We start from the raw sequence: 24,105 nt of genomic DNA on the forward strand, positions 1-24,105 counted from the left end.
GGGGGTGAATGAGGAATGCCAAATTTAGGGGTTCCTCGTTAGGAGCTTTGCAAAGACCTCATCCTAACCTGCAGGCTCTGGGAGTGCCTGCCGGCTATGCCGCGGCGCCAGGATTTGGGGCGGCGCGGGGAGCGCCGAGGGGCAGGGGATTGGCAATGAAGAAATTCAGGATTTCGGCGCGTCTCTACGCGCTGGTGGCATTTGCGCTTTTGACCATGGCGGCGGCGCTGACGTTCGGTCTGTTCCAGGCGCAGGAAAAGCTCGTCGGCGAACGGAAGGCGATGCTTGCGGCGATGGACGAGAACGCGATCGCCGTGTTCGACGCCTATCACAAGCTGGAAGTGGCCGGCACGCTGCCGCGCGAGGAGGCGCAGAAGCGCGCGCTCGAAGCGATCAAGGCGATGCGCTACCAGGGCAGCGGCTATTTCTGGGTCAACGACATGCATCCGACCATGATCATGCATCCGATCAAGCCGGAGCTCGACGGCAAGGACCTCACCGAAAACAAGGATCCCAACGGCAAGCAGCTCTTCGTAGAGTTCGTAAAGACCGTCGAAAAGAGCGGCCAGGGTTTCGTCGACTATTACTGGCCGAAGCCCGGTGCCGACGCGCCGGTGCTGAAGTATTCGCACGTTGCCGGCTTCAAGCCCTGGGGCTGGGTGGTCGGGACCGGCGTCTATGCCGACGACCTGGCGGCGATGTTCCGCGACCGCGCCTGGCAGGTTGCCGGCATTCTTGCCGCCGCCGCTCTTGCCATCCTGATGGCGGCACTGGCGATCGTGCGCAGCGTCGTCAAGCCGGTCGAAAAGCTGAAGGCCTCGATGCGGGCGATCGCCGACGAAGATCTGTCTTCGGAGGTGCCGGAAACCGACCGTGGCGACGAGATCGGCCAGATGGCCAAGGTCCTCGTTGTCCTGCGTGACTCGGTGCGCGAACGGCTGGAGTTGCGCTCGCGTGAGGCAGAACAGCAGGAGCGACTGAGTTCCGAGCGGCGCGGCAACGAGCAGCGCCAGCGGGCGACGGCTGAGGCGCAGGCCGAGACGATGGAAACCGTTGGTGCGGCGCTCGAACTCCTGGCGAGTGGCGACCTCACCGCCGAGATCAGCCATATCGCGCCGGAATACGGCAAGCTGCGGGACGACTTCAACACCGCCGTCGCAGCCCTTCGCGATGTCATCGGCTCGATCTCGCATTCGACCGAGATCGTCACCGCCAGCGCCGGCGATATTTCCGAAGCGGCAAACAATCTCTCCCGCCGGACGGAGCAGCAGGCAGCCGCCCTTGAAGAGACGGCCGCGGCACTGGACGAAATCACCTCGACGGTTCGCCATGCCTCCGAACGGGCAAACGAAGCGCGTGAGATGGTCGACCGGACCAGGACCAGCGCCGCAAAGTCCGGCGGCATCGTGCGCAATGCCATCGACGCCATGGGGCGGATCGAAAGCTCGTCCGGCCGCATCGGCCAGATCATCGGCGTCATCGACGAGATCGCCTTCCAGACGAATCTGCTGGCGCTCAACGCCGGGGTCGAGGCAGCGCGCGCCGGCGAGGCGGGCCGCGGCTTTGCCGTCGTCGCACAGGAAGTGCGCGAGTTGGCGCAGCGTTCGGCCGGAGCCGCCAAGGAGATCAAGGAACTGATCGGCGCCTCGGTGCGCGAGGTCGGCGCCGGCGTCGATCTGGTTCGCTCCACAGGCGAGGCGCTCTCGGAGATCGAGGCGCAGGTCAACCGGGTCAACGAGCAGGTGGCCTCGATCGCCACGGCCGCGCGCGAGCAGGCGACCGGGCTGCAGGAGGTCAATGTTGCCGTCAACAGCATGGACCAGATGACCCAGCAGAACGCGGCGATGGTGGAGGAAACCACGGCGGCGAGCCAGACGCTGGCGGCCGAAAGCCGCGAGCTGAAGTCGCTGCTGACGAAGTTCCGGCTGCAGCCTTCAGGCTCGCACGCGGGTTACGGCCGCGCCGCCTGACGCCTCAGGTTTGTCGATTGCGACCCGCGCGCTACGCCACGCGGGTTTTTCATTCGGGGTCGGCCGCAATGCTGTCGCAAGGATACGCGTTTAGGTGCCGCCGTCGTCACACCGGTTGTCGTGCACGGAGACATTCTCCGTCTTGACCTCAGCACCGCCGGGGATAGATACGCGAGAAGCGGGAGGTGTTCGACGGGGCGTCGCTCCGGTTGCCGGCCGCTGCACCAGAGGGGACACCATGGCACTTCTCAAACTACTTCTGACCCGGCCGATCGCGCTCATGATGCTGGCGCTCGGGTTTCTTTCCGCCTGTACCGTCGTCGTCGACGAGCCGCGGCCGGGGCCGAGGCCCACGCGCCCGCAGGCCTGCACGATGGAATATGCGCCGGTTTGTGGCGAGCGCGGCAATCGTATGCGCAGCTTCCCGAACTCCTGCCAGGCGCGCGCCGACGGCTTCAACGTCATCCACCGCGGCGAGTGCCGTCCGGACTATCGCCCGCCGGATCGCGAGCCGCAGGCCTGCACGATGGAATACAATCCGGTGTGTGGCCAGCGCGGCCGCCGCACGCAGACCTTCTCGAACGCCTGCCAGGCGCGTTCCGAGGGCTTCCAGGTGATCGGCCGCGGCGAATGCCGCAGGGAGGACGACCGTCCATCCGAGGGCCAGTTCTGTACCCGCGAATATGCCCCGGTCTGCGGCCAGCGTGGCAGCCGCATCGAAACCTTCTCCAACGCCTGCGAGGCGGGTGGCGCCGGTTTCCAGATCGTCCATCGCGGCGAGTGCCGCTAAGGCCCAAGCGATCAAGCCTTCAGCATGCGAGCCCGCGTCCGACGAGGACGCGGGCTCTTTTTTGTCGGTATGGATGGACCATTCGCAGCGCGGACACCCCATTTCCAGCGGTTGGCGCGCAAGCCTTCGTTTACCGTATTTGAATAAAATGCTAGGCAAATCAGGCTTTTTGTCCGCTGTGCCCGGTTTGCGACACAGGCAAAAGGCAGCAATTGCAGGTGCTGTAGCAACCATTGCGTGCCAATTGAACGCGGTGGCGGCGGCAGGGGCAGCGGGGCGATGACGGTGGTCTTTTTCGGGCCGCCTGGAGGAAGGCGCAGTTCGGTATGGCCTATGTTACTCGTCTCCATCGCCCGCTGACGGCGCTCGTTCTTTCGTTTTCGCTCGTCACCTGCTCGACCGATGACGCGCTTTCGCCGCCCGGCCGCATCGATGGCGGGGCGCGGGTCGGGTCGATCGGGCCGGTTCCTGTCGATGCCGTGCCGGCACAGGAGGTGGCCGCCTATCCGGCCGCCACGCAGCGTTCGACCTTCCAGACCAATCCGCAGCACGCGGCGCCTCAGCAGACGCGCCGCGCGCTTCCGATGCTCGATAGCGACGAGGCGGTGGCGACGGGCGCGCAGCCGGCAAGCGCCGGCTCGAGGGCTATTCCCCAAGAGGGCGTCAACATGGATGCGATGCTCGGCGTGGAGCAGCCGGTGGTGGGGCTTGCGGAGGAGCAGAGCAACGACATTGCCGAGGGCAATGCCAGCCAGCCGGTGGTCGGCGGCATTGGTGACGAGAATGTGCGCCAACTCGGCGGCGCAAACAGCGCCGCGCCGGCCGAAGCGAACCTTGGCTATGACCCGGATCTGCCGCCGCTGTCGCCGGACAAGATGGCCGCCGAACAGGCGCAGCGCGCCCGCGCCATGGAACAGCAGCGCCTTCAGCGCACGCAGGAGCCGCAGCAGGTCGCCTTCCTGCCGCGCGCCAACAATCCGATGTCGACGCCCGAATATACCGGCGCGATGCCCGGTTCCGAGATTGCTTGCCGCCAGCGCCTGAAAAAGCTCGGCGTCACCTTCCGCGACATTCCGCGCATCAGCAACGGTCCGTCCTGCGGTATCGACTATCCGATCGAACTCAGCGGGCTGTCCGGCGGCATCGGTGTGAAGCCGGCGGTCAAGCTCAATTGCGAGGTGACCGAGGCTTTTGCGAAGTGGGTGAAGTACGAACTCGCCCCGTCGTCACGCTACCGCTACTGGTCCGGCATCAAGACGATCAAGCCGCTTGGCGGCTACTCCTGCCGCACGATGAATTCGCGTCGCGGCAATCCGATGTCGGAACATGCGCGCGGCAACGCCATCGATGTCGGCAAGTTCGTGCTGAAGAACGGCAAGGAAATCGACGTGCGCAAGAAGGGCTTCTTCGCCTTCCGCGAGAAGGCGTTGCTGAAGGCCGTGCGTTCCGACAGCTGCAAGTACTTCAACACCGTGCTCGGCCCGGGCAGCGACCCGTTCCACAAGGACCATTTCCACTTCGACCTGAGGACGCGCAAGACCGGTTATCGGCACTGCGATTAGGTGTTCAGCCGGTTGGCACCAGTGGTTTCCAGATGCCGGCTATCGAAGCTCGGAAGCTTGCAAAAAAAAGAGGCCGGCGGGGAGGCCGGCCCAACGACCGGAGCAAAAGGGGGAGGCTCCGGCCTGCAAATCACGAGCGCAAATCAAAGGGCGATGTTGCGGCCCGCGCGTTGCAAACTGATCGAAGAGCGTCACGGTTTCGTGACAACTGGGCGTAATTGCTGTGGTCGGCCGAGCAAATCCTGCGCCGGCTTTCGTTCGAGTGCGTTCCTGGCCGGCTGTCGGCGAAGATCTGCGAATCGACCTGATTCCCTAAATAAGTAGTATTATACTTTAGGTTTCACTCGTCCGGGTCGCGTTCCGATCGGTTGCCCCAAATATGGCGATTTCCGGCATTTTCGGATCCAATTGTAACAGACTGAATTTTCTATATGTTTTTCTGCATATGAGAAAACCTCGGGTTAGCGAGGCCGTGCCGATCTCTCCGTTTCGTCTGGTTTTGTAATAAGTAATACGATATTATATTATTTCGTATAACAATCTTGGATCGTGTCTGGTTGGCCGCTACAAGCATTGGGGGCCCTACTCACTCCTTGACGCCACAGGAGGACGAAATGGGAACGGTCATGCAATTTCCGGGAATGCGCAGCGATATGGCGGTGCATGCCGCCGAAGTTTCTAAAATCCTCAGGACACTTGCCAACCGCAACAGGTTGCTGATCGTGAGCGCGCTGCTCGAAGGCGAGCATTCTGTCGCAGCGCTCGAGGAAATGCTGGGCATTCGCCAGCCCACGCTTTCACAGCAATTGACGGTGTTGCGGGATGCCGGCATTGTCGCGACCCGTCGGCAGGCCAAGCAGGTTTTCTATCGGCTCAGCCACGACAAGGTGGCGCGCCTCGTCGGCTCGCTCTATCAGATCTTCTGTCGGGATGGTTCAAAAGCATGAATGAATACGGGAATGCGCTGGTAGGCGGGCTGTTGATTGGCCTGTCGGCGGCGATCCTGATGGTGGCCAATGGCCGGGTGGCCGGCATCAGTGGCATCGCAGGGCGGCTGCTGCAGGGCGTACAGGCTTCGTCGGGCGCATTGTTCGTACTGGGGCTGATTGCCGGACCGGCGTTGTACCGCCTCATTTTCGATGCCTGGCCGTCGGTGACTGTGACGGCCTCCTGGCCGCTTCTCGTGGTTGGGGGCCTGCTGGTGGGCTTCGGCTCGCGCATGGGCTCGGGCTGCACCAGCGGTCATGGCGTTGTCGGGCTTGCAAGGCTGTCGCGCCGCTCGATCGCCGCGGTCGCCACCTTCATGGGAGCGGCGATCGTCACGGTCTTCGTTGCGGGTTTCTTCGCATGAACAGCGCCTTGCTCCGCCTTACAGCGACGCTCGTCTCCGGCGTCGTATTCGGGTTCGGCCTTTCGCTGTCGGGAATGCTCGATCCGGCCCGCGTGCGGGCTTTTCTTGACATAACCGGCAACTGGAACCCAAGCCTTGCCTTCGTGCTCGGCGGCGCTGTCTTCGTTTCGGCGCTCGGAGTTCTGGTGACGCGCCGGTTGGAACATCCGCTGTTCGACGGGAGCTTTCATCTGCCCAACAATCAGGTCATCGACCGGCGACTGATCGTCGGCTCGGCGATCTTCGGCGTCGGCTGGGGGCTGGTCGGGCTTTGCCCGGGCCCGGCGCTCGCCTCGCTGTCGCTTGGCTTGCCGGCAACGGTCCTCTTCGTGGTGGCAATGCTGGCCGGGATGCTTGCCCATGACCGGCTGGTTGACCGCAAGCTCCCGAGGCAGACATCGGCCGGAGCGGGCGCCGATACGGGACTGTCTCAGCCGCGTTGACGCACAGTCATCTTGTTTTTTCATTCCAGCCGGCTGCAAATCGGAATGAATTGTCCCATATAGGGCGGGACCTCAAGACTCTGCCCCTCCTTCCGGATCAGTTTTCATGGCGCCAATCGTTTCCGTTTCCAATCTGTCGAAGACTTATGCCTCCGGCTTCAAGGCGCTGAAGGGCGTCAGCCTCGATATCGAGGAAGGCGAGATCCTGGCGTTGCTCGGGCCGAACGGCGCCGGCAAGACGACGCTGATCTCGATCATCTGCGGTATCGTCAATCCGAGCGGCGGAACGGTGATGGTCGGGGGGCACGACGTGGTGCGCGATTTCCGCGAGACCCGCGCGATGATCGGGCTCGTGCCGCAGGAGTTGACCACCGACGCTTTCGAAACCGTCTGGAACACGGTCACCTTCTCCCGCGGGCTGCACGGCAAGAAACCGAACCCCGCCCATATCGAAAGGGTGCTGAAGGACCTGTCGCTCTGGGACAAGAAGGACAACATGCTGCGCGAGCTTTCGGGCGGCATGAAGCGGCGCGTGCTGATCGCCAAGGCGCTGTCGCATGAGCCGCGGGTCCTCTTCCTCGACGAGCCGACGGCCGGCGTCGACGTCAACCTGCGCAAGAGCATGTGGGACGTGGTCGAGCGGCTGCGCGCCTCGGGCGTGACGATCATCCTGACGACACACTACATCGAAGAGGCGGAAGAAATCGCCGACCGCATCGGCGTCATCAACGGCGGCGAGATCCTGCTGGTCGAGGACAAGGCGGCGCTGATGTCGAAGCTCGGGCGCAAGCAGTTGCGCGTCGATCTCGCCCATCCGCTGGATGGCGTGCCTGACGTGCTCTCGGGTTACAACCTGACGCTCGAAGGCGACGGCCATTGTCTGATCTACGATTATGACACCAGCGCCGAGCGGACCGGGATCACCACCTTGCTCGCCGCCTTGGCGGAGGCCGGCATCAGGCTCAAGGACATTTCCACGCGACAGAGCTCGCTGGAAGACATTTTCGTCGAAATCGTGGGGGCAGGGCGATGAACATCGAAGCGATCAAATCGATCTATTTCTTCGAGATGGCCCGCACACGCCGCACACTTCTGCAGAGCGTGGTGTCGCCCGTTATCTCCACGTCGCTCTATTTCATCGTCTTCGGCGCGGCGATCGGCGGCCGCATCCAGGAGATCGACGGCGTTTCCTATGGCGCCTTCATCACGCCCGGCCTGATGATGCTGACGCTTCTGACCCAGTGCATCGGTAACGGGTCCTTCGGCATCTATTTCCCGAAATTCACCGGCACGATCTACGAGGTGCTTTCCTCGCCGGTCTCGATGGTGGAGATCGTGCTCGGCTATGTCGGCGCCGCGGCGACCAAGGGGATGATGATCGGCACGATCATTCTCCTGACGGCATCGCTCTTCGTCGACCTGACGATCGCTCATCCCTTCGTCATGGTCTTCTTCTTCGTGCTGACGGCGATTTCCTTCAGCCTGTTCGGCTTCATCATCGGCATCTGGGCCAAGGATTTCGAGCAACTGAACCTGATCCCCATGCTGGTGATCCCGCCGCTCGTCTTCCTCGGCGGCAGCTTCTATTCGGTGAAGATGCTGCCGCCCTTCTGGCAGGCCGTCAGCCATTTCAACCCGGTGCTGTACCTCATCAGCGGTTTCCGCTGGAGCTTCTTCGAGGTGTCGGACGTCAACCCGATCTTCAGCGCGGTGATCATCATTGCCTTCCTGACTGTCTGCATGTCGGTGCTCGCCTGGATCTTCCGCACCGGCTACCGCCTGCGTAACTGACTTCCATCGGTCGTCAGGGTGCTAGCGCCGGCACGGCTCCACTGGCATAGGCGATGATCGTGCTGGCGATGGCCATCGCGAGCAGCGCCTGAAGAATCGTGACCACGACGTGGAGGAGCGACCGCACGGCGGAGAGCCCGAGGTCGGCCATGAACCAGCGCGTTTCGGCAACGATGTACCAGACGATCGAAGCAACCACGAAGGCGGCGCCGACAGTGGTGAAGGCGTTGTGCCCGGCCAAGAGCAATTGGCCACCGAGGCTGATGGCAAAAGCGAAGGGTGCCGTGACGTAGCACTGGCTGAAGAAGGGCGGACGCAGCGTCTCGCGTGTCAGCTTGGCACCCTTGTTGCGCAAGAGCTTCACGGCCATCAGCAGAGGCAGAATGCTGAAGGCGACAGCCCGAAACATCAGCAGGTTGGAGTCGGAGGCAAGCAGCGACGTCGGCGCCCAGGGAACTGCGCGGCTGACGAGGCCGAGCTCCAGCCCATGCGCCAAGAGCAGCGTGATCAGCAGAAAAAGCGGCGGGCTCAGCGCATCCGAGTACTGCTCCGGCAGGTCGTCGCCGAGCTCGACGTCGGCATAGCGCATCATCGCCTGCGGGTGGCGCAGCGTGCGCCACAGGGTGAGCGGATAAAACAGCAGCCAGCAGACGAGCTCATAGAGCAGTTCCTCGATCGACTTCAGCAGTCGCATGAAATCCATGCCGTGCTCCCCTTGCTTCTATGCGTGACACGACCGCGCGCCGGGGCCGATGCCGGTCAGTCGCGCAGACGCAGCTCGTCGGTACGCATCTGCAGCATCTCCAGCGTCGACAGGAAGCTCATGCCGAGCAGGCTCTGATCGAGCTTGCCCTTGGCTGCGACCGTTGCGCCGATGTTGCGGCGGGTGATCGGGCCGATCGAGATCTCCTGAAGCATCACGGGGGCTGCCTGGGCCCGGCCATTGGCTGTCATGACCGTGACGATATAGTTGAGGTTGGCCGGGTCGAGGCCGATCTTTTCCGCATCTTCATAGGTGAGCGCGATGTTGCTGGCACCGGTATCGACCAGCATGCTGATGTCCTTGCCGTCGACCGTCGCAGTGGTCTCGAAATGACCGTTCAGCATCTTCTGCAGCACCACTTCCTGCTGTCCCTCGCTGTCGGTGATGATGGTGGCGCGGCCAGGGATGAGGCCGGCGAGCAGGCGGTTGCCGAAGCCCTCCAACTCGAAGCGGTAGACATAGGCCGAGACCAGCGCCAGAACGACGAAGAGCCAGATGGCGATCTGACGCAGGCCTTCGCCGAAGCGGTGGCGGCTCTGCAGGATGCCGGCGCCGATCAGCGTGGCGATGGCGCCGAGCGAGACCAGTTGCCCGAACTGGTCATTGGCAAGCCCCATGGTGCGGCCGGTGTCGTGGTTGATGATCAGCAGGATGAGGCCGATGGCCAGGATCGAGAGCAGGATGGCAAGACGGGTCATGCTTCGCCGCGTTCCCTCGCCATGCGCGTGCGCCGGGTTTCGCGCCGCGGCTTGCGTTCGACGGTCTCAAGCCGCGCAGGCAACGCGCTCATGATCGCGCGGCGTTCGGCATCGGTATAGAGCGTCCAGCGTACGACTTCGTCGCGGGTACGGCCGCAGCCGAAACAGTAGCCGGTCTTGTCATCGATCGAACAGACGAGAATGCAGGGAGATTCCATGGGCGTGCTCAGTTTTCCCTTGATATATCGATGTTTCAAACCGTCAGCGCAAGGGCACCGAGCACGGCGATTTCGGTCAGTTGCTGCGTCGCCCCGATCGTGTCGCCCGTTTGTCCGCCGATCTTGCGCATCGCCAGCCGAGCGAAGCCCTTGACCGTGGCAAGGAATGCGACGAGCGCCGCGATGACGCCGAGCGCCGGGACCTGCGCGAGATAGAAGAGCAGCATTGCGACAAGAAGTCCGAAGGCAAGCGCGAAGCGCGTGGCCGCCGGTTCCGGCTCGCCAGCCGAGGCCGCGACGCCGCCGCTGCGCGCCGGCGGAAGCGACGACCAGTGCCAGACCATGGCGGCGCGGCTGAGGCACGCTGCGCCAAGGATCGCCATGGCGGCGCCCAGCGGCGAAAAGAGCGGCAGGATCGAGGCGAGCGCCGAGACGCGCAGGCCGAAGGAGAGGATGAGGGCGACGGCCGCATAGGTGCCGATGCGGCTGTCCTTCATGATCGCGAGCGCCGCTTCGCGGTCGCGACCGCCGCCAAAGCCATCGGCCGTGTCGCCAAGCCCGTCTTCGTGCAGTGCGCCGGTGACAAGCGCCTGGATGGCGACGACGACAAAGGCGGCAAAGAGCGAGCTCACCTGCAGCGCCATGAGGGCCATGGCGACGGCCGCCGATGGCAGTGCGATCGCCAGGCCGGCGAACGGGAAGGCGCGCACGGCACGGCTCAAGCGCCCGTCATAACCTTCGAAATGGCGCGCAGGCATCGGGATGCGGCTGAGAAAGCCGATCGACCGCGCCACATCGTCACAGAAATCGCCAACGAAGCCCATGGCTCCTCCAAGGTTGCGGCCATTGACCCGGCCGCTGCCAAACTCGCCGACTGCGGCGAGTCTCGCAAGCCGGGCGGGCGCACCCGCGAGGGCCGCGCACACTTTTCCCAGACCTTTCATAGGCCGTCTGCGACCGCTCGCGGATCGAGACGGCGACGCCGATTGGCGCAAATGTCGTTGCCCGAATTTTCGGCGCCCTCTATGAGGGGCGTAGATAGAGCTTCACGATGATGCAAGGATTCCTCCCATGAGTGCCAGCGGCCTGCCGTTTGATGATTTTCGCGAATTGTTGCGCAACCTGCCGGGCCCGGATGCGGCAGCCCTCGTTGCCGCGCGGGAGCGGGACGCCCAGCTGACGAAGCCGCCGGGTGCGCTCGGCCGCCTCGAGGAAATCGCCTTCTGGCTCGCCGCCTGGACGGGCAAGGCGCCGGTGGTCAACCGGCCGCTGGTGGCGATCTTTGCCGGCAACCACGGCGTCACCCGCCAGGGCGTGACCCCGTTCCCGTCATCCGTCACCGCACAGATGGTCGAGAATTTTGCCGCCGGTGGCGCTGCGATCAACCAGATCTGCGTCAGCCACGACCTCGGGCTGAAGGTCTTCGACCTCGCACTCGAATACCCGACCGGTGATATCACCGAGGAAGCCGCGCTGTCCGAGCGCGATTGCGCCGCGACCATGGCCTTTGGCATGGAGGCGATTGCTGGCGGCACGGATCTTCTGTGCATCGGCGAAATGGGCATCGGCAACACCACGATCGCGGCCGCGATCAATCTCGGCCTTTATGGTGGCACGGCCGAAGAATGGGTCGGTCCGGGTACCGGCTCCGAAGGCGAGGTGCTGAAGCGCAAGATCGCCGCGGTCGAAAAGGCCGTGGCGTTGCATCGCGATCACCTGTCCGATCCGCTCGAACTGATGCGTCGCCTCGGCGGTCGTGAGATCGCGGCCATGGCTGGCGCCATCCTGGCCGCCCGCGTCCAGAAGGTACCTGTCATCATTGACGGCTACGTGGCGACCGCTGCGGCTTCGATCCTGAAGGCGGCCAACCCGTCGGCCCTCGACCATTGCCTGATCGGCCATGTTTCGGGCGAACCGGGGCATCTGCGCGCGATCGAGAAGCTCGGCAAGACGCCGCTGCTGGCACTCGGCATGCGGCTTGGCGAAGGCACGGGCGCGGCCCTTGCCGCCGGTATCGTCAAGGCGGCGGCCGCTTGCCACAGCGGCATGGCGACCTTTGCCCAGGCCGGCGTCAGCAACAAGGAATAGTGAAGTTCCGGCCGGGCTTTGCAGGAAGGCCGGCCGGTTTCTGTCCAAGGCCTGTCACGGGCGCGAAGCTGTCGCGTGCCGGGCCTTGATGGATGCGTCCTTCTCGCCTATCCAAAGCGCAAATGCGCGCCCTAGCTATAGTCTTGGGTGCCTGCAACCGAGACTGCCTTGCATTCGCCTCAATCACGATGTCGAAGCAAGCACAGTTTCAAGCCCTGTCGAGACGAAATGGACGCCAAGAACACCACGCACCGCATTGGACAGACGGGTCCTGTTGAGAAGCAGACCGGCATTCGGCATCTCTTTGCCGCTGCGAGCTATTCGCTCGGCGGCGCCAAGCGGCTGATCGGCGAGGCTGCCTTTCGCCACGAGCTGATCGCCTTTGCGGCCGCGATGATCGCTTTCATCATCGTCGGCGCAACCTTCTTCCAATATGTCGCGATGGCGATCCTGTTCCTGCTGATGATGGCCTTCGAGGCGATCAACACGGCAATCGAGGAAATTGTCGATCGCGTTTCTCCCGAAATCTCGGAAATGGGTAAGAACGCCAAGGATCTTGGCTCCTTCGCCTGCCTCTGCCTGATTGTCGCCAACGGTGTCTATGCCGCCTATGTCGTGATCTTCGACGGCTTCATGAACTGACCGGCTAACGGGCCAGCGCCTCCACCCGATAAAGCACATGCGGACGCAGCGGGTTGCCCCCGGGCACCGTGACGTCGTCGAAATCTTCGGCCGGATCCGAGCGCATGCCCAATCTTTCCATCAGTGCCCGCGAAGGCTGGTTGATGCGCGAGGTGTAGCCGATAACCTCGGCAAGGCCGAGTGCGCGCCATGCATGGTCCAGGCAGGCGCTCGCCGCTTCCAGCGCGTATCCTTGCCGCCAGTACGGGCGGGCAAGGATCCAGCCGATTTCGACATGCGGTCCGCCGGGGATTTCGTCTCCAGCCTCAGAAAGGCCGAGACCGCCGATCAGCGCACCATCGGATTTGCGTTCAACGGCGAGGAAGCCGAAGCCGCGGTCGGCGAGATGGCGGGCGCAGTCGGCAATCATCGTTGCCGTTTCGTCGCGCGTCAGAATGGCCGGATAGTAGTAGCGCCGGACTTCAGGATCGGCATTGGCAAGCGCGAAAGGCGCGATATCGCGTTCTTCCCAGGGCCGAAGCCTGAGGCGCTGCGTTTCGATGTGCATGGATCAGGCGAAGCTCTTGCGGCGGCGAACCGGGGCTGCGACATCCTCGATCGCCGGCAGGCTTTCGAGCACGCGGCGCGCCGGCAGGATGGCGATCGCCTCTGTACCTTCGCGCAGCTTCGAGCGCAGGATGAATTCGCCATTGTGCTTGGCGAGGATGGCCTGGACGATCGGCAGGCCGAGACCCGTGCCCTGTTCGGCGCTCTTGATGGCAATCGAGCCCTGGCCGAAGGCCGAGAGCACGATCGGGATTTCTTCCTCGGGAATGCCGGGGCCGTTGTCCTTGATCGAGAGATACTGGCCGCCGCCCGCGGTCCAGCCGACCTTGAAGGTGACTTCGCCGCCGGTATTGGTGAACTTCACGGCATTCGACAGCAGATTGAGAATGACCTGGCGCATCGACTTTTCGTCGATCCAGACCGAGGGCATGCCGTGTTCGAACTGCTGGTGGATGGTGATGTTCTTGGCGCGGGCCTTCAGTTGCACCATGCCGATGCAATCCTCGGCGATATCGACCAGGCTGACCGAATCCTCGTTGAGGTCGTAGCGGCCGGCCTCGATGCGCGACAGGTCGAGGATCTCGTTGATGAGGTTCAGCAGGTGCTCGCCAGAGCGGTGGATGTCGTTGGTGTATTCCTTGTAGGTCGGGTTGCTGAGCGGGCCCAGAACCTCTGTCGACATCACCTCGGAGAAGCCGAGAATGGCGTTCAGCGGCGTGCGCAGCTCGTGCGACATGGATGCGAGGAAGCGCGACTTGGCGAGGTTTGCCTCTTCGGCACGCCGGCGGGCTTCGTCGGACATCGACTTTGCAACTTCGAGTTCCGCGATCAGGTCGTCCTTTTCCGATTGAACGGAGAGGATGTGCACGCTTGCGCGGTTCATGCGATCCGTCATCAGCACCAGAAAGAGCAGCGACAGCGAGATGACGCCGGTGAGCCCCATATAGATCACGTCGCCGGTCGTGAGCGATGCAAAGGCGAGGGCTGCCACGACCGGGGCGAAAGTGTAAAGGAGCGCATTGCGCAGCAGGAACGTGCCCATGGCGGTCGCAGCAAGCGCGACCAGCAGCACCGTGCCCTCGAAGAAGCCGAAGCGCACGTTGCCGCAGCTCGCGCAATCCTGTGTGACGAAGGTCGCCCAGCAGAGGCCCATCAGCACCTGGCCGAGCAGGAAGCGGCGGCGCCAGACCGGAACCTTCTCGGCGCTGATGTCTTCCCGGCGTGCCTTGCGCGCAAAGAAGAGCGTGACGGCATGGGCCGAGAGCGTCATGACCGCCCAGAGGACGAAACCGAGATTGCCGGAGAGATAGATGCCGACCGCCGCAATCAGCGTAACAAGCACCGGAATGGCGATCGCGCCATGCAGAGCACTGTCGATGTAGAGATTGAGCATCTCGCGCTCGAAGCCCGAGGGCACCGACGAGCCTGTCTGCAGCCGCTCACGCGTCGCGCGGACCGTCCTCGAAACGGCCTTGTTTCGATGGCTACGCGATTTGTCGACGATAATCTTATCGGTCGATGTGCTGGCAGCGATACTCATGCTCATATGCGACGGTTGCGATTGCGTTGCAGTCTAGTGAGCAATCCTTAAGAAGTTGCTGCGGTGCGTGAAGGATTCGACAACCATTGTGGCGCAGCCGTGTTCAGGTCGTGATGGATCGCGCTGCGTGTGAGGTTCCTTCTCTAATCTTTTGGAATCGACCATGTTTATGACGCGCTGGTCTGCGAGGCAGTCCCGCGGCAATCGAGGTTAGGGCAGGCGTGAAATTCGGACGGACGACATATCGGTTTCCCAAGGGCCGCGGCAGGTCCCGCGGTCATGCGCCGTCCGGCGGACGTGGCGGCATGGCCGGCGGATGGATCATTCTCATCCTCTTGGCGATCGGCGCCTTTGTCGCCGACAGGCTGCCCGTCGGAGAGCGATCTGCGACCGGTTCGGCACGGGGCGCGGCGATCGCGAGCGACGGCGACAGCCTGCGGATCGACGGTAAACGCGTCCGCATCGAGGGTATCGACGCGCCGGAGCTCGACCAGACCTGCAGGCGCGACGGCGTCGCCTGGGACTGCGGCCGCGAGGCGCGCGACAGATTGCGGGCGCTCGTCTCGGCAGGTGATGTGCGCTGTCGGTTTCACGGCCGGGACAAATACGGCCGCGAGCTCGGCGTTTGCGATGCTGCCCACCGCGATGTCGGGCGCGAGATGGTGCTTTCGGGCTATGCGGTGAGCTACGGGCGCTATGAGGCTGAGGAGGCAAAGGCAGAACGGGAGCAGCGCGGGCTCTGGGCCGGCGAATTCGTGAAACCGCAGGAGTGGCGCCGGACGAACGGTCATCCCGACGAGGGGCCGCACCTCATCGATGGCTGGCTTGCGGCGATCCGCAGCTGGTTGCTCGAGCGCCTGACCGCACTTTTTTCCGGTATCGCCGATGCCTGACGACCGCATTGCTCAACTCGATCGGTTGCGGGCGGAAATTTCGGCCTGTCGCATCTGTCGCGACAGCCCGCTGCGCGGCGAGGCCGACCGGCTGCCGCACGAGCCGCGGCCGGTGGCGGTGATCTCCACTGCGGCGCGCATCCTGATCGCCGGGCAGGCGCCCGGACTGCGCGTGCATGACAGCGGTCTGCCGTTCAACGATGCGTCCGGCGATCGGCTGCGGCAATGGCTGGCTGTCGATCGCGAGAGCTTCTACGATCCGGAGAAATTCGCGATCGTGCCGATGGGTTTTTGCTTTCCGGGCTATGACGCCCATGGCAGCGACTTGCCTCCGCGGCGCGAATGCGCGCCGCTTTGGCGCCACCGGGTGATGGAGCAGATGCCGCAGGTGGAGCTGGTGCTGGCGATCGGCCACTACGCACAACGCTGGCATATCGGCCCGGACTGTCCGAAATCGATGACCGAGACGGTGAGGAACTGGCGGCGCTACGCGATGCGCAACGCCGTGCCGGCGATCCTGCCGTTGCCGCATCCGAGCTGGCGCAACACCGGCTGGCTGAAGCGAAATCCCTGGTTCGAAGCGGACGTGCTGCCCTTCTTGCGCGAACGTGTTTTCGTTCTCACGAACTGAAACAATTTTCTTTATCTTCATCAATTTCGCGCTATAGAGGAAAAAATAATTCGAGAGGGACTTTTATGGATCGCCTAGACCGCAAAATCCTGCGCCTGCTGCAGGAGGATTCCACGCTGGCCGTTGCCGACCTTGCCAAGAAGGTCGGGCTTTCGACCACGCCGTGCTGGCGGCGTATCCAGAAGATGGAAGAGGACGGCGTCATCCGCCGCCGCGTCGCGCTGCTCGATCCGGTGAAGATCAACACCAAGGTCACGGTCTTCGTGTCGATCCGTACGAACTCCCATTCGATGGAGTGGTTGCGCCGCTTCTCCGAGGTCGTGTCCGAATTTCCGGAAGTCGTCGAGTTCTACCGCATGAGTGGCGACGTGGACTATCTGCTGCGTGTCGTCGTGCCTGACATCGCCGCTTATGACGCCTTCTACAAGCGCATGATCGCCAAGATCGAGATCCGCGACGTTTCCTCCGTCTTCGCCATGGAGCAGATCAAGTATACGACCGAGCTGCCGCTCGACTACATGATGATCGACCAGGCGAAGTCCAGCGAGGACTGACCTCAGCTAGCAGACTCAGGCGAGGCCAAGCCTTGCCAGGATCTTGTCGTTCGACAGTTCGCGAACCGCGTCCTTGCCCGTCCAGCGGGCGGCGCGGTTCGAGCTTTCCGCCAGTCGCTTCGCAAGCGCAAGGGCCGGGCCGTGGCAGGCGGCGTTGCGCTTGCCGATCTGCCGGAGCGCCCAGTTGACCGCTTTCTTCACGAAGTTGCGCTCGTCGCCGGAATGCTGCTCGATCAACGGCAGCCAGCCGAGAAGCGCTGCGTCCGGTTCTTTCTTCAGGTGAACCGCAGCCGTCGCGATCATCGCAAAGGCGATGCGGCGGACGAATTCCCGTTCGTCGGCTGAAAATTCCGGAATCAGTTCGCGCTCGAAGCGCGCGGCAATAAAAAGGTCGGCGACGGTATCGACCACTTCCCAGGAATTGCAATCTTCCGCCCAAAGGCGCGCCTCGTCGAGCGTCAGTACTTTCGGATCGGCGGTGAAGGCGGCCAGGATGCGCGCCTCGCGAATGCCGGTTTGCCAGAGCGCCAGCGCCCGGCGGTGATCGGTCTTCACCAGCCGGGTGATCTTGTGAAGCTCGACGTTGGAAAGCCCGATGGCGGCGTCGGTGACGATACCGAAACGCGCCATGCCGGCGAGATTTTCTTCAGAGCCGAGAGACCGCAGGTGAGCGATGATCTCGCCCGCGGTCGAGGACGGGCTAAGGCTCACTTTTCGAGGCGGGCGAGCAGCGAGGACGTATCCCAACGGTTGCCGCCCATTTCCTGCACATCGCCGTAGAACTGGTCGACCAGCGCGGTCACCGGCAGCTTGGCGCCGTTGCGGCGGGCTTCGGCGAGCACGATGTCGAGGTCCTTGCGCATCCAGTCGACGGCGAAGCCGAAGTCGTACTTGCCGGCATTCATCGTCTTGTGACGGTTTTCCATCTGCCAGGAGCCGGCTGCCCCCTTGGAGATGACGTCGACGACCTTCTCGATGTCGAGACCCGCCTTCTTGCCGAAGTGGATGCCTTCGGCGAGCCCCTGGACGAGGCCGGCAATGCAGATCTGGTTGATCATCTTGGTGATCTGGCCGGCACCGGCCGGACCCATCAGGCCGACCATGCGGGCAAAGGCTTCAATGACCGGCTTGGCGCGATCGAAGGCGGCTTCGTCGCCGCCGCACATCACCGTCAGAACGCCGTTTTCGGCGCCTGCCTGGCCGCCGGAGACCGGGGCATCGACGAAGTGGGCATTGCGGGCCTTGGCCGCTTCGTAGAGTTCGCGGGCGACCTCAGCGGAGGCCGTGGTGTTGTCGATGAAGACGGCGTTGGCCTCCAGCTTTTCGAAGGCGCCGTCCTTGGCCGTCGTTACAGAGCGCAGGTCGTCGTCGTTGCCGACGCAGCAGAAGACGAAATCGGCGCCATCGGCGGCCTCTGCCGGGGTACGCGCCGCGCGACCACCGAACTCGGCCGCCCACTTTTCGGCCTTGGCGAAGGTGCGGTTATAGACCGTCAGCTCGTGACCGCCGCGGACCTTGAGGTGACCGGCCATGGGGTAGCCCATGACGCCGAGACCGATGAATGCAACCTTTGCCATTTTCCGAATACTCCCATTGCTTTCGCCTTGGTGTAGCCGATGGCGCGGGTGCGGAAAAGAGAGAAGGGAGCATCGTGCGATGCTCCCTTCTCATGATGCTGTCATGGCCCGATCAGGGCTTGAAGCGCGCGACCACCAGATGTCCGGCGATCGGCTCACCTTCTTCCAGGCGCACCGTGATGTCGCCGACTTCGACGATCTCGAAGCCGGTGGCGGCGAGACGGTCGCGCAGGTAGCTCTCGGCATGGGCAAAGCGCTGGTGCGGGCCGACCATGAAATTGCGGCCGGCGAAGGTCTCTGCGGGCAGGGTTTCGCTGGAGAAGATTAGAAGGCCGCCCGGGACGAGGTTGTCGACCGCGCCGAAAAACAGCGCTTCGAGCGCGCCCATATAGGGAAGCACGTCGGTGGCGACGATCAGGTCGAAGGGCTCGTCGTCGTTGTCGTCGAGAAAGTCGACCGCCTCTGCAACGTAAAGCGTCTCGTAGAGGTCTTTTTCGTGGGCGATCTCGACCATGTTTTCGGAGAGGTCGACGCCGGTGATGTCTTCGGCCATGTCGCGGAGCGCGCCGCCGGTCAGGCCCGTGCCACAGCCGAGATCCAGCACGCGGTCGAAGGGCCCGAGTTCAAGCGCCTGCAGGCGCTGGCGGACGAGGAGCGGCACGCAGTAGCCGAGCTGGTCGACGAGCACGTTGTCGAAGACTTCGGCATGCTGGTCGAAGAGCGTGGCGACATAGGCATCGGGCGCCTTCACCGGCGTTTCGCCGCGTCCCATCGAAGCCAGTCGCACGGCAGCGCCGCCGTGGTCTTCCGGATCGAGCGCCAGCACTTCGGCATAGGCTTGCGCCGCGGCATCGAACTTGCCGGACTTTTCCAGGGAGAGGGCGCGGTTATAGGCCTCGGCCAGCGCTTCCTCGTCGATTTTCGTGCTTTTCTGGGTCATGGGCGCTTCTTACGTCCGCAGCCGGTTTTTGGCAATCGCCGTCGGCGAAAGGTTTGCGGGCGTGGATCTGGCGTTTTGGCGGTCAGTGGCAGGATTTCCTTGGCCTTCCGGACGAAAAACGTCGCCATGCGGCGCCATCGGGATTTATCGGCGACAGGAAAGGAGTCATCATCGCAAGCATAAGAAAAGACGGGAGGAATGCCGATGTCCGCCGAGCTTGGGCCGCTGATCTTGAGCGCCGAAACGAAGGAGCCGAAAGGCCCGCCCTTGCCGCAGACGTCGCAGGAGCAGATCAACGCGGTGGTACACTATTATCGCGGCGAAATGGGGCGCATGGCCGGCTGGCGCGACCGCATCGACCGGACCTCCAACTGGGCAATCACCGTCGTTGCGGCGCTGCTCTCGGTCTCGCTGTCCACACCGTCGTCGCATCATGGCGTGCTGCTCTTCGCCATGCTGCTGATTACGCTCTTGCTCCTGATCGAAGCCCGGCGCTATCGCTTCTTCGACGTCTATCGCGCCCGGGTACGGCAATTGGAGCGCGGCTACTTCGCCCAGATCCTGGCGCCCGATGGCACGCCGAACCTCAATTGGGCGGCGTCGATCGCCAAGAGTCTGCGCAAGCCCGCTTTCCTGATGAGCTACCGCGAGGCGCTTTGCCGCCGGCTGCAGCGCAATTACTGCTGGATGTATCTGATCCTGCTGCTCGCGTGGGCGCTGAAGATTTCCTCGCCGAAGATCTCCACCAATGGCGAGCCCTTCGGCCACGTGCGCTCCTGGATGGACGTCGCCCAGAATGCGGCCCTCGGTCCCTTGCCCGGCTGGCCGGTGATTGTTGGTGTCATCGTGTTTTACGGGCTGGTGCTCTACGGCTCGCTGCACAAGGAGCCGCGCGAAGGCGAACTCGCGCATGGGGAGGTGCATGTCTGAGGGCGCCGGGCGTCACGCCTCGCCGATCCAGGGTTCCTGGTGACAGAGAGCGGTCGCCGTCGGCGGCTCTCAGTGCAGAATGAGCTCGCCCTTCAGTGCGCGCCATTCGGTGGCCGAGATCAGCTTGCGGTGCACGTAGCGCACCGAATGCAGCGGCCCGTCCAGTTTCTCTTCCCAGAATTTCAGGAAGCTGCGCATTTCGGGGAAGTCCGGCGCAATGTCGTAGTGCTGCCAGATATAGGTTTGCAGGAAGGCCGGATGGTCGGGCAGGTGGTAGAGGATCTGCGCCGTCGTCAGTCCGTAGCCCTTGAGCTGAAGTTCCATCTCGTTCGTCATGTGGACCTCACTTCTCGCAAAGGTTGGTCCCTATGATGAAACGCCTGATTTGTTAATCAAGGGCTAATATTTGTCCCGAAGTGAAACTTTCTCGTGAAATAACAAAAGCTTGGCAGCCTCTCTTAGGGAGTGCTGCCAAGCTTTGTTCGAAACCGACGTAGAAAGCCTATCGCTTCAGATGGCGGGTCAGCCGCGCTTCCAGCAGGCTCCAGATGTTGCGCAGGATCTCGACCATGATGAGGTAGAGAATGGCTGCCCAGATATACATCTGGAAGTCGAAGGTACGCGAGAAGGCATAGCGGGTTTCGCCCATGAGATCGAAGACGGTGACGATCGCGACGATCGCCGAGCCCTTGATCATCAGGATGATCTCGTTGCCGTAGGGGCGCAGCGCCACGATCATTGCCTGCGGCAGGATGATCTTCCAGAAGGCGACGCGCTGGGGAAGGCCAAGCGCGTCAGCGCCTTCGCGCTGGCCGCGCGGCACGCTCTCGATCGCGCCGCGCAGGATTTCCGCCTGGTAGGCCGCAGTGTTGAGCGTGAAAGCGAAGATCGCGCAGTTCCACGCGTCGCGGAAGAACCACCACAGGCCGACCGCTTCCAGTTGCGGGCGAAAGCTGCCGAGGCCGTAGTAGATGAGGAAGAGCTGTGCCAGCAGCGGCGTGCCGCGGAAGAAGTAGACGTATCCGTAGGCGAACCACGACAGGACCTTGTTCTTCGACATGCGGGCAAAGGCGATCGGCAGCGACAGGATGGCGCCCATGACGATCGAAAGGCCGACCAGCATCAACGTGACGCCGAGGCCGTTGATGAAGCGCGGGCCGTATTTGGCAAACTTGTCCGGATCCCAGCCGCCGACCACGGTCAGGAAGATACCGACGCCGAGTGCCAGCCAGATGCCGAGCGCAACGCTGCCGACGAAGCGGGTGAGCGTGTAGGGCTTCGGCGGAACCGGCGGCGGCGCCTGCGGCGGGATCATCGTTGCAACGACACTCATCGGCCCATCTCCGCACGTTTGGTTCGCCGTTCAATGTAGGAGAAGACGATCGAGGAAATCATCGCGAGGATCAGGAAGAGCACGCAGGCAACACCGTAGAATTCGAAGGCCTGCTTGGTCACGCGGGCGGCAATGCCGGTCTGGCGCAGGATGTCGGTCAGGCCGACGACCGAGACGAGGGCGGTGTCCTTGAGCAGCGCCATCCAGAGATTGCCGAGACCGGGCAGGGCGATGCGCACGAGTTGCGGCAGGATGATGAGGCGCATGGTGCGGCCGCGATGCAAGCCAAGGGCGTCACCGGCTTCGTATTGTCCATGCGGGATGGCCTTGAAAGCCGACAGCAGCACCTCCGAGCAATAGGCGGAGAAGACGACGCCGAGTGCGATCATGCCGGCGAAGAAGGCATTGATCTCGACCGGACCGTCGTAGCCGAGCGATGCCAGCAGTTGTTGAACGAGGATCTGCAAGCCGTAATAGACGATGAAGAGCGTCAGCAGTTCGGGCAGGCCGCGGAAGATCGTCGTGTAAATGTTCGACGCGAGCCGAACCGTGCGCTCTTCGGACTGCTTGCCCAGCGCGATGAAGAAGCCGATCAACAGGCCGACGGGCAGCGTTGCGATGGCAAGGCTCGCGGTAATGACGAAGCCGTGGGCGATATCGTCGCCCCATCCGGTGTCACCGCAGGCGAGAAGCGTGCCAGGTGCGAGCCAGGTAAAGACCCCGACCGGGCCGCAGAATGGATCGACGATCGATCCGATCCAGGAGAGGATGGAATAGAAGCCGGCAAACAACCCGCTCATGTCAGAGATTTCCCCTTTTGCGCTGTTTTTATGCGTATCGATCGCGCTTTGTTTTAGGCACTTGTCAAACAAAAACGGCGGAAGGGCAAGCCATCCGCCGTTGCAATTTTCGCATCAACCGACGTTTTTCCGGCATGATTCACTAGGAAATCGCACCGGAAACCGTCAATCAGCTGCCATAAACGTCGAATGGGAAGTACTTTTCGTTGATTTCCTTGTACTTGCCGTTGGCGCGGATCGCCTCGATCGCCTTGTTGAACTTTTCGCGCAGCGCATCGTCGCCCTTGCGGACCGCGATACCGGCGCCGTCGCCGTTGATAACGGGGTCGATCGGCAGGGTGCCGAGCAGCTTGCAGCAGGCGCCGTCAGCGGTCTTCAGCCATTCCGAGAGCACGACGACGTCGTCGATGACTGCGTCGATACGGCCGTTGGCGATGTCGAGCTTGTACTCATCAGCCGTCGGATAGAGCTTGATTTCGGCACCCTTCATATGTGCTTCGGCATAGTTGGAATGGGTGGTCGAGCCTTGCGCGCCGAGCGCCTTGCCCTGAAGGGCGGCTGCGGTTGCCTCGGTGATCGGCGAATCCTTCGGCACGACGATTGCCGGCGGGGTGTTGTAGTACTTGTTGGTGAAGTCGACCTTTTCCTTGCGCTCGGCGGTGATCGACATGGACGCGATGATGGCGTCGAACTTCTTGGCGATGAGCGCCGGAATGATGCCGTCCCAGTCCTGCGTCACGAAAGTGCAGTCGGCCTTCATTTCCACGCACAGCGCCTTGGCGATGTCGATGTCGAAGCCCGTCAGCGTGCCGTCCGCTTCCAGGTTGTTGAAGGGCGGGTAGGCGCCTTCCGTGCCGATCACGACCTTTTCGCCGTCGGCCATGGCCGAGCCTGCCATGAGCACGAAAACGGCAGCCGATGCGGCGGCTGCCAGCCGCTTGGAAATACGCATGATAGTCCTCTCTGTTGGTCGACATCCGGCATTGTTGTTTTTCGCGGATGCCAATTTCAGCCGGGGCGTCTGCCGCCGGTTGTGGCGATATTCGTACTCTTTTCCACTAAAAATCAACAGGAAAGCGAAGGCGCTCAACGGGAATCAAGTTTCGACCGATGATTGTGGTTTTCCGCGCGGGAGAAACATGAACGGGGCGTTCAGCGGCGGTTAATCTTGCCTCCGCTAGCCCTTGTCAAGGAACCGGTTCGCGGTTTGGGCGTTGCGTTGGACCGCGCGTCTCGTGGCCAACACAAAAAAGCCGAAACCTTGGGTCAAGGCCCCGTAAGTATTCGTGTTCGCATTCTCTTCTTCAGCGTGTCACAGGTTGACGAGAGGATGCGGGCCAGGACCTCCCAGGAAGAGGAAGGAAGACAAAATGTCGATTCGATCCAAGCTGTTCGCGACCGTCGCGCTGCCGGTGCTGTCGGTGTCCGTGGCGGTTCCGCCCGCGGTGGCCGACAGCCTGATGAAGCCATTCGAGGTTGCACAGGAGGGCGGTGGCCAATCCGACGAGGAACTGCTGCTGCAGAAGCAGCGCCAGGCGGAAGAAGAAGCCGCGCGCCAGGCTGCCGAACAGCAGCGCGCCGCTGAAGAAGAAGCCGCACGCCAGGCCGCCGAGCAGCAGCGTGCTGCTGAGGAAGAGGCTGCCCGTCAGGCCGCCGAGCAGCAGCGTGCCGCTGAAGAAGAGGCAGCGCGCCAGGCCGCCGAGCAGCAGAAGGCCGCTGAGGAAGAAGCTGCGCGCCAGGCTGCCGAACAGCAGAAGGCTGCTGAAGAAGAAGCCGCACGTCAGGCTGCCGAGCAGCAGAAGGCTGCTGAGGAAGAGGCTGCCCGCAAGGCTGCTGAAGAGCAGAAGGCAGCCGAAGAGCAGAAGGCTGCTGAGGAACAGAAGGCCGCCGACGAGCAGAAGGCCGCTGACGAACAGAAGGCTGCTGACGAACAGAAGGCCGCCGAAGAGCAGAAGGCCGCCGAAGAGCAGAAGGCCGCTGAAGAGCAGAAGGCCGCCGAAGAGCAG

At 63.0% G+C, this 24,105-nt stretch carries 27 protein-coding genes and 1 pseudogene; 15 read left to right on the top strand and 13 right to left on the bottom strand.

Annotated features, from left to right (window positions below):
- Positions 1-155 precede the first annotated feature (155 nt).
- The 8 genes from ASE71_RS22780 (at position 156) to ASE71_RS22815 (ending at position 7,946) form a co-directional block, all read left to right on the top strand.
- Positions 156-1,970: a methyl-accepting chemotaxis protein gene (locus ASE71_RS22780; RefSeq protein WP_060520659.1), complete on the top strand. Its 1,815-nt coding sequence runs from the start codon at positions 156-158 to the stop codon at positions 1,968-1,970.
- Between the two features lie 238 nt (positions 1,971-2,208).
- Entirely contained in the window at positions 2,209-2,760 is a 552-nt protein-coding gene (locus ASE71_RS22785; protein WP_034795236.1) for a Kazal-type serine protease inhibitor family protein, read from the top strand.
- A gap of 326 nt (positions 2,761-3,086) precedes the next feature.
- Positions 3,087-4,322 carry an extensin family protein gene (locus tag ASE71_RS22790; protein ID WP_060520660.1) on the top strand — a complete coding sequence of 412 codons (1,236 nt, stop codon included), beginning with the start codon at positions 3,087-3,089 and terminating at the stop codon, positions 4,320-4,322.
- 614 nt (positions 4,323-4,936) lie between these two features.
- Positions 4,937-5,269 carry an ArsR/SmtB family transcription factor gene (locus ASE71_RS22795; RefSeq protein WP_034795232.1) on the top strand — a complete coding sequence of 111 codons (333 nt, stop codon included), beginning with the start codon at positions 4,937-4,939 and terminating at the stop codon, positions 5,267-5,269.
- Positions 5,266-5,673: a YeeE/YedE family protein gene (locus ASE71_RS22800; protein ID WP_060520661.1), complete on the top strand. Its 408-nt coding sequence runs from the start codon at positions 5,266-5,268 to the stop codon at positions 5,671-5,673. The genes ASE71_RS22795 and ASE71_RS22800 overlap by 4 nt, the downstream gene beginning before the upstream one ends.
- Positions 5,670-6,155 carry a YeeE/YedE family protein gene (locus ASE71_RS22805; protein ID WP_060520662.1) on the top strand — a complete coding sequence of 162 codons (486 nt, stop codon included), beginning with the start codon at positions 5,670-5,672 and terminating at the stop codon, positions 6,153-6,155. Before ASE71_RS22800 ends, ASE71_RS22805 begins: the two co-directional genes overlap by 4 nt.
- A gap of 106 nt (positions 6,156-6,261) precedes the next feature.
- Positions 6,262-7,188: an ABC transporter ATP-binding protein gene (locus ASE71_RS22810; protein ID WP_060520663.1), complete on the top strand. Its 927-nt coding sequence runs from the start codon at positions 6,262-6,264 to the stop codon at positions 7,186-7,188.
- The gene (locus ASE71_RS22815; RefSeq protein WP_034795209.1) at positions 7,185-7,946 is read left to right on the top strand and encodes an ABC transporter permease; all 762 of its coding nucleotides are present in this window, start codon (positions 7,185-7,187) and stop codon (positions 7,944-7,946) included. The genes ASE71_RS22810 and ASE71_RS22815 overlap by 4 nt, the downstream gene beginning before the upstream one ends.
- 13 nt (positions 7,947-7,959) lie before the next feature.
- On the opposite strand, the gene ASE71_RS22820 is transcribed toward ASE71_RS22815, so the two are convergent.
- The 4 genes from ASE71_RS22820 to ASE71_RS22835 are packed head-to-tail and all read right to left on the bottom strand — an operon-like array spanning position 7,960 to position 10,449.
- Positions 7,960-8,649 (bottom strand): hypothetical protein, encoded by a 690-nt coding sequence (locus tag ASE71_RS22820; RefSeq protein WP_060520664.1) that lies wholly within the window; start codon positions 8,647-8,649, stop codon positions 7,960-7,962.
- A gap of 56 nt (positions 8,650-8,705) precedes the next feature.
- A complete protein-coding gene (locus ASE71_RS22825) occupies positions 8,706-9,407 on the bottom strand; it encodes a TIGR02281 family clan AA aspartic protease (protein WP_060520665.1) in 702 nt (233 codons plus the stop codon).
- Positions 9,404-9,625, bottom strand: coding sequence for a DUF1289 domain-containing protein (locus ASE71_RS22830; protein ID WP_060520666.1), 222 nt, complete (start codon positions 9,623-9,625; stop codon positions 9,404-9,406). The genes ASE71_RS22825 and ASE71_RS22830 overlap by 4 nt, the downstream gene beginning before the upstream one ends.
- Positions 9,626-9,660: 35 nt before the next feature.
- Positions 9,661-10,449: an adenosylcobinamide-GDP ribazoletransferase gene (locus ASE71_RS22835; RefSeq protein ID WP_060520667.1), complete on the bottom strand. Its 789-nt coding sequence runs from the start codon at positions 10,447-10,449 to the stop codon at positions 9,661-9,663.
- Positions 10,450-10,696: 247 nt separating this feature from the next.
- Here ASE71_RS22835 and cobT point away from each other — a divergent pair, with 247 nt between their 5' ends.
- On the top strand, positions 10,697-11,713 hold the full coding sequence (gene cobT, locus ASE71_RS22840) for a nicotinate-nucleotide--dimethylbenzimidazole phosphoribosyltransferase (protein WP_034795180.1): 1,017 nt from the start codon (positions 10,697-10,699) through the stop codon (positions 11,711-11,713).
- A 228-nt stretch (positions 11,714-11,941) separates the two neighbouring features.
- A complete protein-coding gene (locus ASE71_RS22845) occupies positions 11,942-12,355 on the top strand; it encodes a diacylglycerol kinase (protein ID WP_034795175.1) in 414 nt (137 codons plus the stop codon).
- 4 nt (positions 12,356-12,359) lie between these two features.
- Here the strand turns inward: ASE71_RS22845 and ASE71_RS22850 are convergent, their stop codons facing one another.
- Positions 12,360-12,902: a GNAT family N-acetyltransferase gene (locus ASE71_RS22850; protein ID WP_060520668.1), complete on the bottom strand. Its 543-nt coding sequence runs from the start codon at positions 12,900-12,902 to the stop codon at positions 12,360-12,362.
- A 3-nt stretch (positions 12,903-12,905) separates the two neighbouring features.
- On the bottom strand, positions 12,906-14,441 hold the full coding sequence (locus tag ASE71_RS22855; protein WP_034795304.1) for a sensor histidine kinase: 1,536 nt from the start codon (positions 14,439-14,441) through the stop codon (positions 12,906-12,908).
- A 305-nt stretch (positions 14,442-14,746) separates the two neighbouring features.
- Here ASE71_RS22855 and ASE71_RS22860 point away from each other — a divergent pair, with 305 nt between their 5' ends.
- From ASE71_RS22860 to ASE71_RS22870, 3 genes are all read left to right on the top strand, one after another.
- Positions 14,747-15,334, top strand: a complete 588-nt coding sequence (locus tag ASE71_RS22860) for a thermonuclease family protein (RefSeq protein ID WP_060520669.1) — start codon at positions 14,747-14,749, stop codon at positions 15,332-15,334.
- A complete protein-coding gene (locus ASE71_RS22865; protein WP_060520670.1) occupies positions 15,327-15,965 on the top strand; it encodes a uracil-DNA glycosylase family protein in 639 nt (212 codons plus the stop codon). Before ASE71_RS22860 ends, ASE71_RS22865 begins: the two co-directional genes overlap by 8 nt.
- Positions 15,966-16,030: 65 nt before the next feature.
- On the top strand, positions 16,031-16,519 hold the full coding sequence (locus ASE71_RS22870) for an Lrp/AsnC family transcriptional regulator (RefSeq protein ID WP_034795162.1): 489 nt from the start codon (positions 16,031-16,033) through the stop codon (positions 16,517-16,519).
- Between the two features lie 15 nt (positions 16,520-16,534).
- Here ASE71_RS22870 and ASE71_RS22875 read toward each other — a convergent pair whose 3' ends face one another.
- The 3 genes from ASE71_RS22875 to ASE71_RS22885 all read right to left on the bottom strand — a co-directional run bounded on the left by ASE71_RS22875 (position 16,535) and on the right by ASE71_RS22885 (position 19,036).
- Positions 16,535-17,230 (bottom strand): DNA alkylation repair protein, encoded by a 696-nt coding sequence (locus ASE71_RS22875; RefSeq protein WP_060520671.1) that lies wholly within the window; start codon positions 17,228-17,230, stop codon positions 16,535-16,537.
- Positions 17,227-18,096: an NAD(P)-dependent oxidoreductase gene (locus ASE71_RS22880; protein ID WP_034795156.1), complete on the bottom strand. Its 870-nt coding sequence runs from the start codon at positions 18,094-18,096 to the stop codon at positions 17,227-17,229. Before ASE71_RS22880 ends, ASE71_RS22875 begins: the two co-directional genes overlap by 4 nt.
- Positions 18,097-18,208: 112 nt before the next feature.
- Positions 18,209-19,036, bottom strand: coding sequence for a class I SAM-dependent DNA methyltransferase (locus ASE71_RS22885; RefSeq protein ID WP_034795154.1), 828 nt, complete (start codon positions 19,034-19,036; stop codon positions 18,209-18,211).
- Between the two features lie 204 nt (positions 19,037-19,240).
- On the opposite strand from ASE71_RS22885, the gene ASE71_RS22890 reads away from it, so the two are divergent.
- Positions 19,241-19,966: a DUF2270 domain-containing protein gene (locus tag ASE71_RS22890; RefSeq protein ID WP_034795151.1), complete on the top strand. Its 726-nt coding sequence runs from the start codon at positions 19,241-19,243 to the stop codon at positions 19,964-19,966.
- Between the two features lie 69 nt (positions 19,967-20,035).
- On the opposite strand, the gene ASE71_RS22895 is transcribed toward ASE71_RS22890, so the two are convergent.
- From ASE71_RS22895 to ASE71_RS22910, 4 genes are all read right to left on the bottom strand, one after another.
- Positions 20,036-20,302, bottom strand: a complete 267-nt coding sequence (locus tag ASE71_RS22895; protein ID WP_034795148.1) for an usg protein — start codon at positions 20,300-20,302, stop codon at positions 20,036-20,038.
- Positions 20,303-20,468: 166 nt separating this feature from the next.
- A complete protein-coding gene (locus ASE71_RS22900) occupies positions 20,469-21,299 on the bottom strand; it encodes an ABC transporter permease (RefSeq protein WP_060520672.1) in 831 nt (276 codons plus the stop codon).
- Complete coding sequence (locus ASE71_RS22905; protein WP_034795142.1) at positions 21,296-22,099, bottom strand: ABC transporter permease; 804 nt, start codon at positions 22,097-22,099, stop codon at positions 21,296-21,298. Before ASE71_RS22905 ends, ASE71_RS22900 begins: the two co-directional genes overlap by 4 nt.
- A gap of 169 nt (positions 22,100-22,268) precedes the next feature.
- The gene (locus ASE71_RS22910) at positions 22,269-23,051 is read right to left on the bottom strand and encodes an ABC transporter substrate-binding protein (RefSeq protein WP_060520673.1); all 783 of its coding nucleotides are present in this window, start codon (positions 23,049-23,051) and stop codon (positions 22,269-22,271) included.
- A gap of 418 nt (positions 23,052-23,469) precedes the next feature.
- Here ASE71_RS22910 and ASE71_RS37060 point away from each other — a divergent pair.
- Positions 23,470-24,105: pseudogene (locus ASE71_RS37060) on the top strand (hypothetical protein); the annotation flags it as partial.

This window comes from Ensifer sp. Root954 (assembly GCF_001429005.1).
Taxonomy (GTDB): Bacteria; Pseudomonadota; Alphaproteobacteria; order Rhizobiales; family Rhizobiaceae; genus Ensifer; species Ensifer adhaerens.

Excerpts from the sequence above, each read along its gene's own strand:
- ASE71_RS22880 (WP_034795156.1), bottom strand. The coding sequence starts at position 18,096 with ATGGCAAAGGTTGCATTCATCGGTCTCGGCGTCATGGGCTACCCCATG.
- ASE71_RS22910 (WP_060520673.1), bottom strand. The coding sequence starts at position 23,051 with ATGCGTATTTCCAAGCGGCTGGCAGCCGCCGCATCGGCTGCCGTTTTC.
- ASE71_RS22780 (WP_060520659.1), top strand. The coding sequence starts at position 156 with ATGAAGAAATTCAGGATTTCGGCGCGTCTCTACGCGCTGGTGGCATTT.
- ASE71_RS22895 (WP_034795148.1), bottom strand. The coding sequence starts at position 20,302 with ATGACGAACGAGATGGAACTTCAGCTCAAGGGCTACGGACTGACGACG.
- ASE71_RS22885 (WP_034795154.1), bottom strand. The coding sequence starts at position 19,036 with ATGACCCAGAAAAGCACGAAAATCGACGAGGAAGCGCTGGCCGAGGCC.
- ASE71_RS22830 (WP_060520666.1), bottom strand. The coding sequence starts at position 9,625 with ATGGAATCTCCCTGCATTCTCGTCTGTTCGATCGATGACAAGACCGGC.
- ASE71_RS22810 (WP_060520663.1), top strand. The coding sequence starts at position 6,262 with ATGGCGCCAATCGTTTCCGTTTCCAATCTGTCGAAGACTTATGCCTCC.
- ASE71_RS22860 (WP_060520669.1), top strand. The coding sequence starts at position 14,747 with ATGGCCGGCGGATGGATCATTCTCATCCTCTTGGCGATCGGCGCCTTT.
- ASE71_RS22890 (WP_034795151.1), top strand. The coding sequence starts at position 19,241 with ATGTCCGCCGAGCTTGGGCCGCTGATCTTGAGCGCCGAAACGAAGGAG.
- ASE71_RS22785 (WP_034795236.1), top strand. The coding sequence starts at position 2,209 with ATGGCACTTCTCAAACTACTTCTGACCCGGCCGATCGCGCTCATGATG.
- ASE71_RS22870 (WP_034795162.1), top strand. The coding sequence starts at position 16,031 with ATGGATCGCCTAGACCGCAAAATCCTGCGCCTGCTGCAGGAGGATTCC.
- ASE71_RS22825 (WP_060520665.1), bottom strand. The coding sequence starts at position 9,407 with ATGACCCGTCTTGCCATCCTGCTCTCGATCCTGGCCATCGGCCTCATC.
- ASE71_RS22805 (WP_060520662.1), top strand. The coding sequence starts at position 5,670 with ATGAACAGCGCCTTGCTCCGCCTTACAGCGACGCTCGTCTCCGGCGTC.
- ASE71_RS22795 (WP_034795232.1), top strand. The coding sequence starts at position 4,937 with ATGGGAACGGTCATGCAATTTCCGGGAATGCGCAGCGATATGGCGGTG.
- ASE71_RS22865 (WP_060520670.1), top strand. The coding sequence starts at position 15,327 with ATGCCTGACGACCGCATTGCTCAACTCGATCGGTTGCGGGCGGAAATT.
- ASE71_RS22815 (WP_034795209.1), top strand. The coding sequence starts at position 7,185 with ATGAACATCGAAGCGATCAAATCGATCTATTTCTTCGAGATGGCCCGC.
- ASE71_RS22800 (WP_060520661.1), top strand. The coding sequence starts at position 5,266 with ATGAATGAATACGGGAATGCGCTGGTAGGCGGGCTGTTGATTGGCCTG.
- ASE71_RS22820 (WP_060520664.1), bottom strand. The coding sequence starts at position 8,649 with ATGGATTTCATGCGACTGCTGAAGTCGATCGAGGAACTGCTCTATGAG.
- ASE71_RS22790 (WP_060520660.1), top strand. The coding sequence starts at position 3,087 with ATGGCCTATGTTACTCGTCTCCATCGCCCGCTGACGGCGCTCGTTCTT.
- ASE71_RS22900 (WP_060520672.1), bottom strand. The coding sequence starts at position 21,299 with ATGAGTGTCGTTGCAACGATGATCCCGCCGCAGGCGCCGCCGCCGGTT.
- ASE71_RS22905 (WP_034795142.1), bottom strand. The coding sequence starts at position 22,099 with ATGAGCGGGTTGTTTGCCGGCTTCTATTCCATCCTCTCCTGGATCGGA.
- ASE71_RS22850 (WP_060520668.1), bottom strand. The coding sequence starts at position 12,902 with ATGCACATCGAAACGCAGCGCCTCAGGCTTCGGCCCTGGGAAGAACGC.
- cobT (WP_034795180.1), top strand. The coding sequence starts at position 10,697 with ATGAGTGCCAGCGGCCTGCCGTTTGATGATTTTCGCGAATTGTTGCGC.
- ASE71_RS22835 (WP_060520667.1), bottom strand. The coding sequence starts at position 10,449 with ATGGGCTTCGTTGGCGATTTCTGTGACGATGTGGCGCGGTCGATCGGC.
- ASE71_RS22845 (WP_034795175.1), top strand. The coding sequence starts at position 11,942 with ATGGACGCCAAGAACACCACGCACCGCATTGGACAGACGGGTCCTGTT.
- ASE71_RS22855 (WP_034795304.1), bottom strand. The coding sequence starts at position 14,441 with ATGAGTATCGCTGCCAGCACATCGACCGATAAGATTATCGTCGACAAA.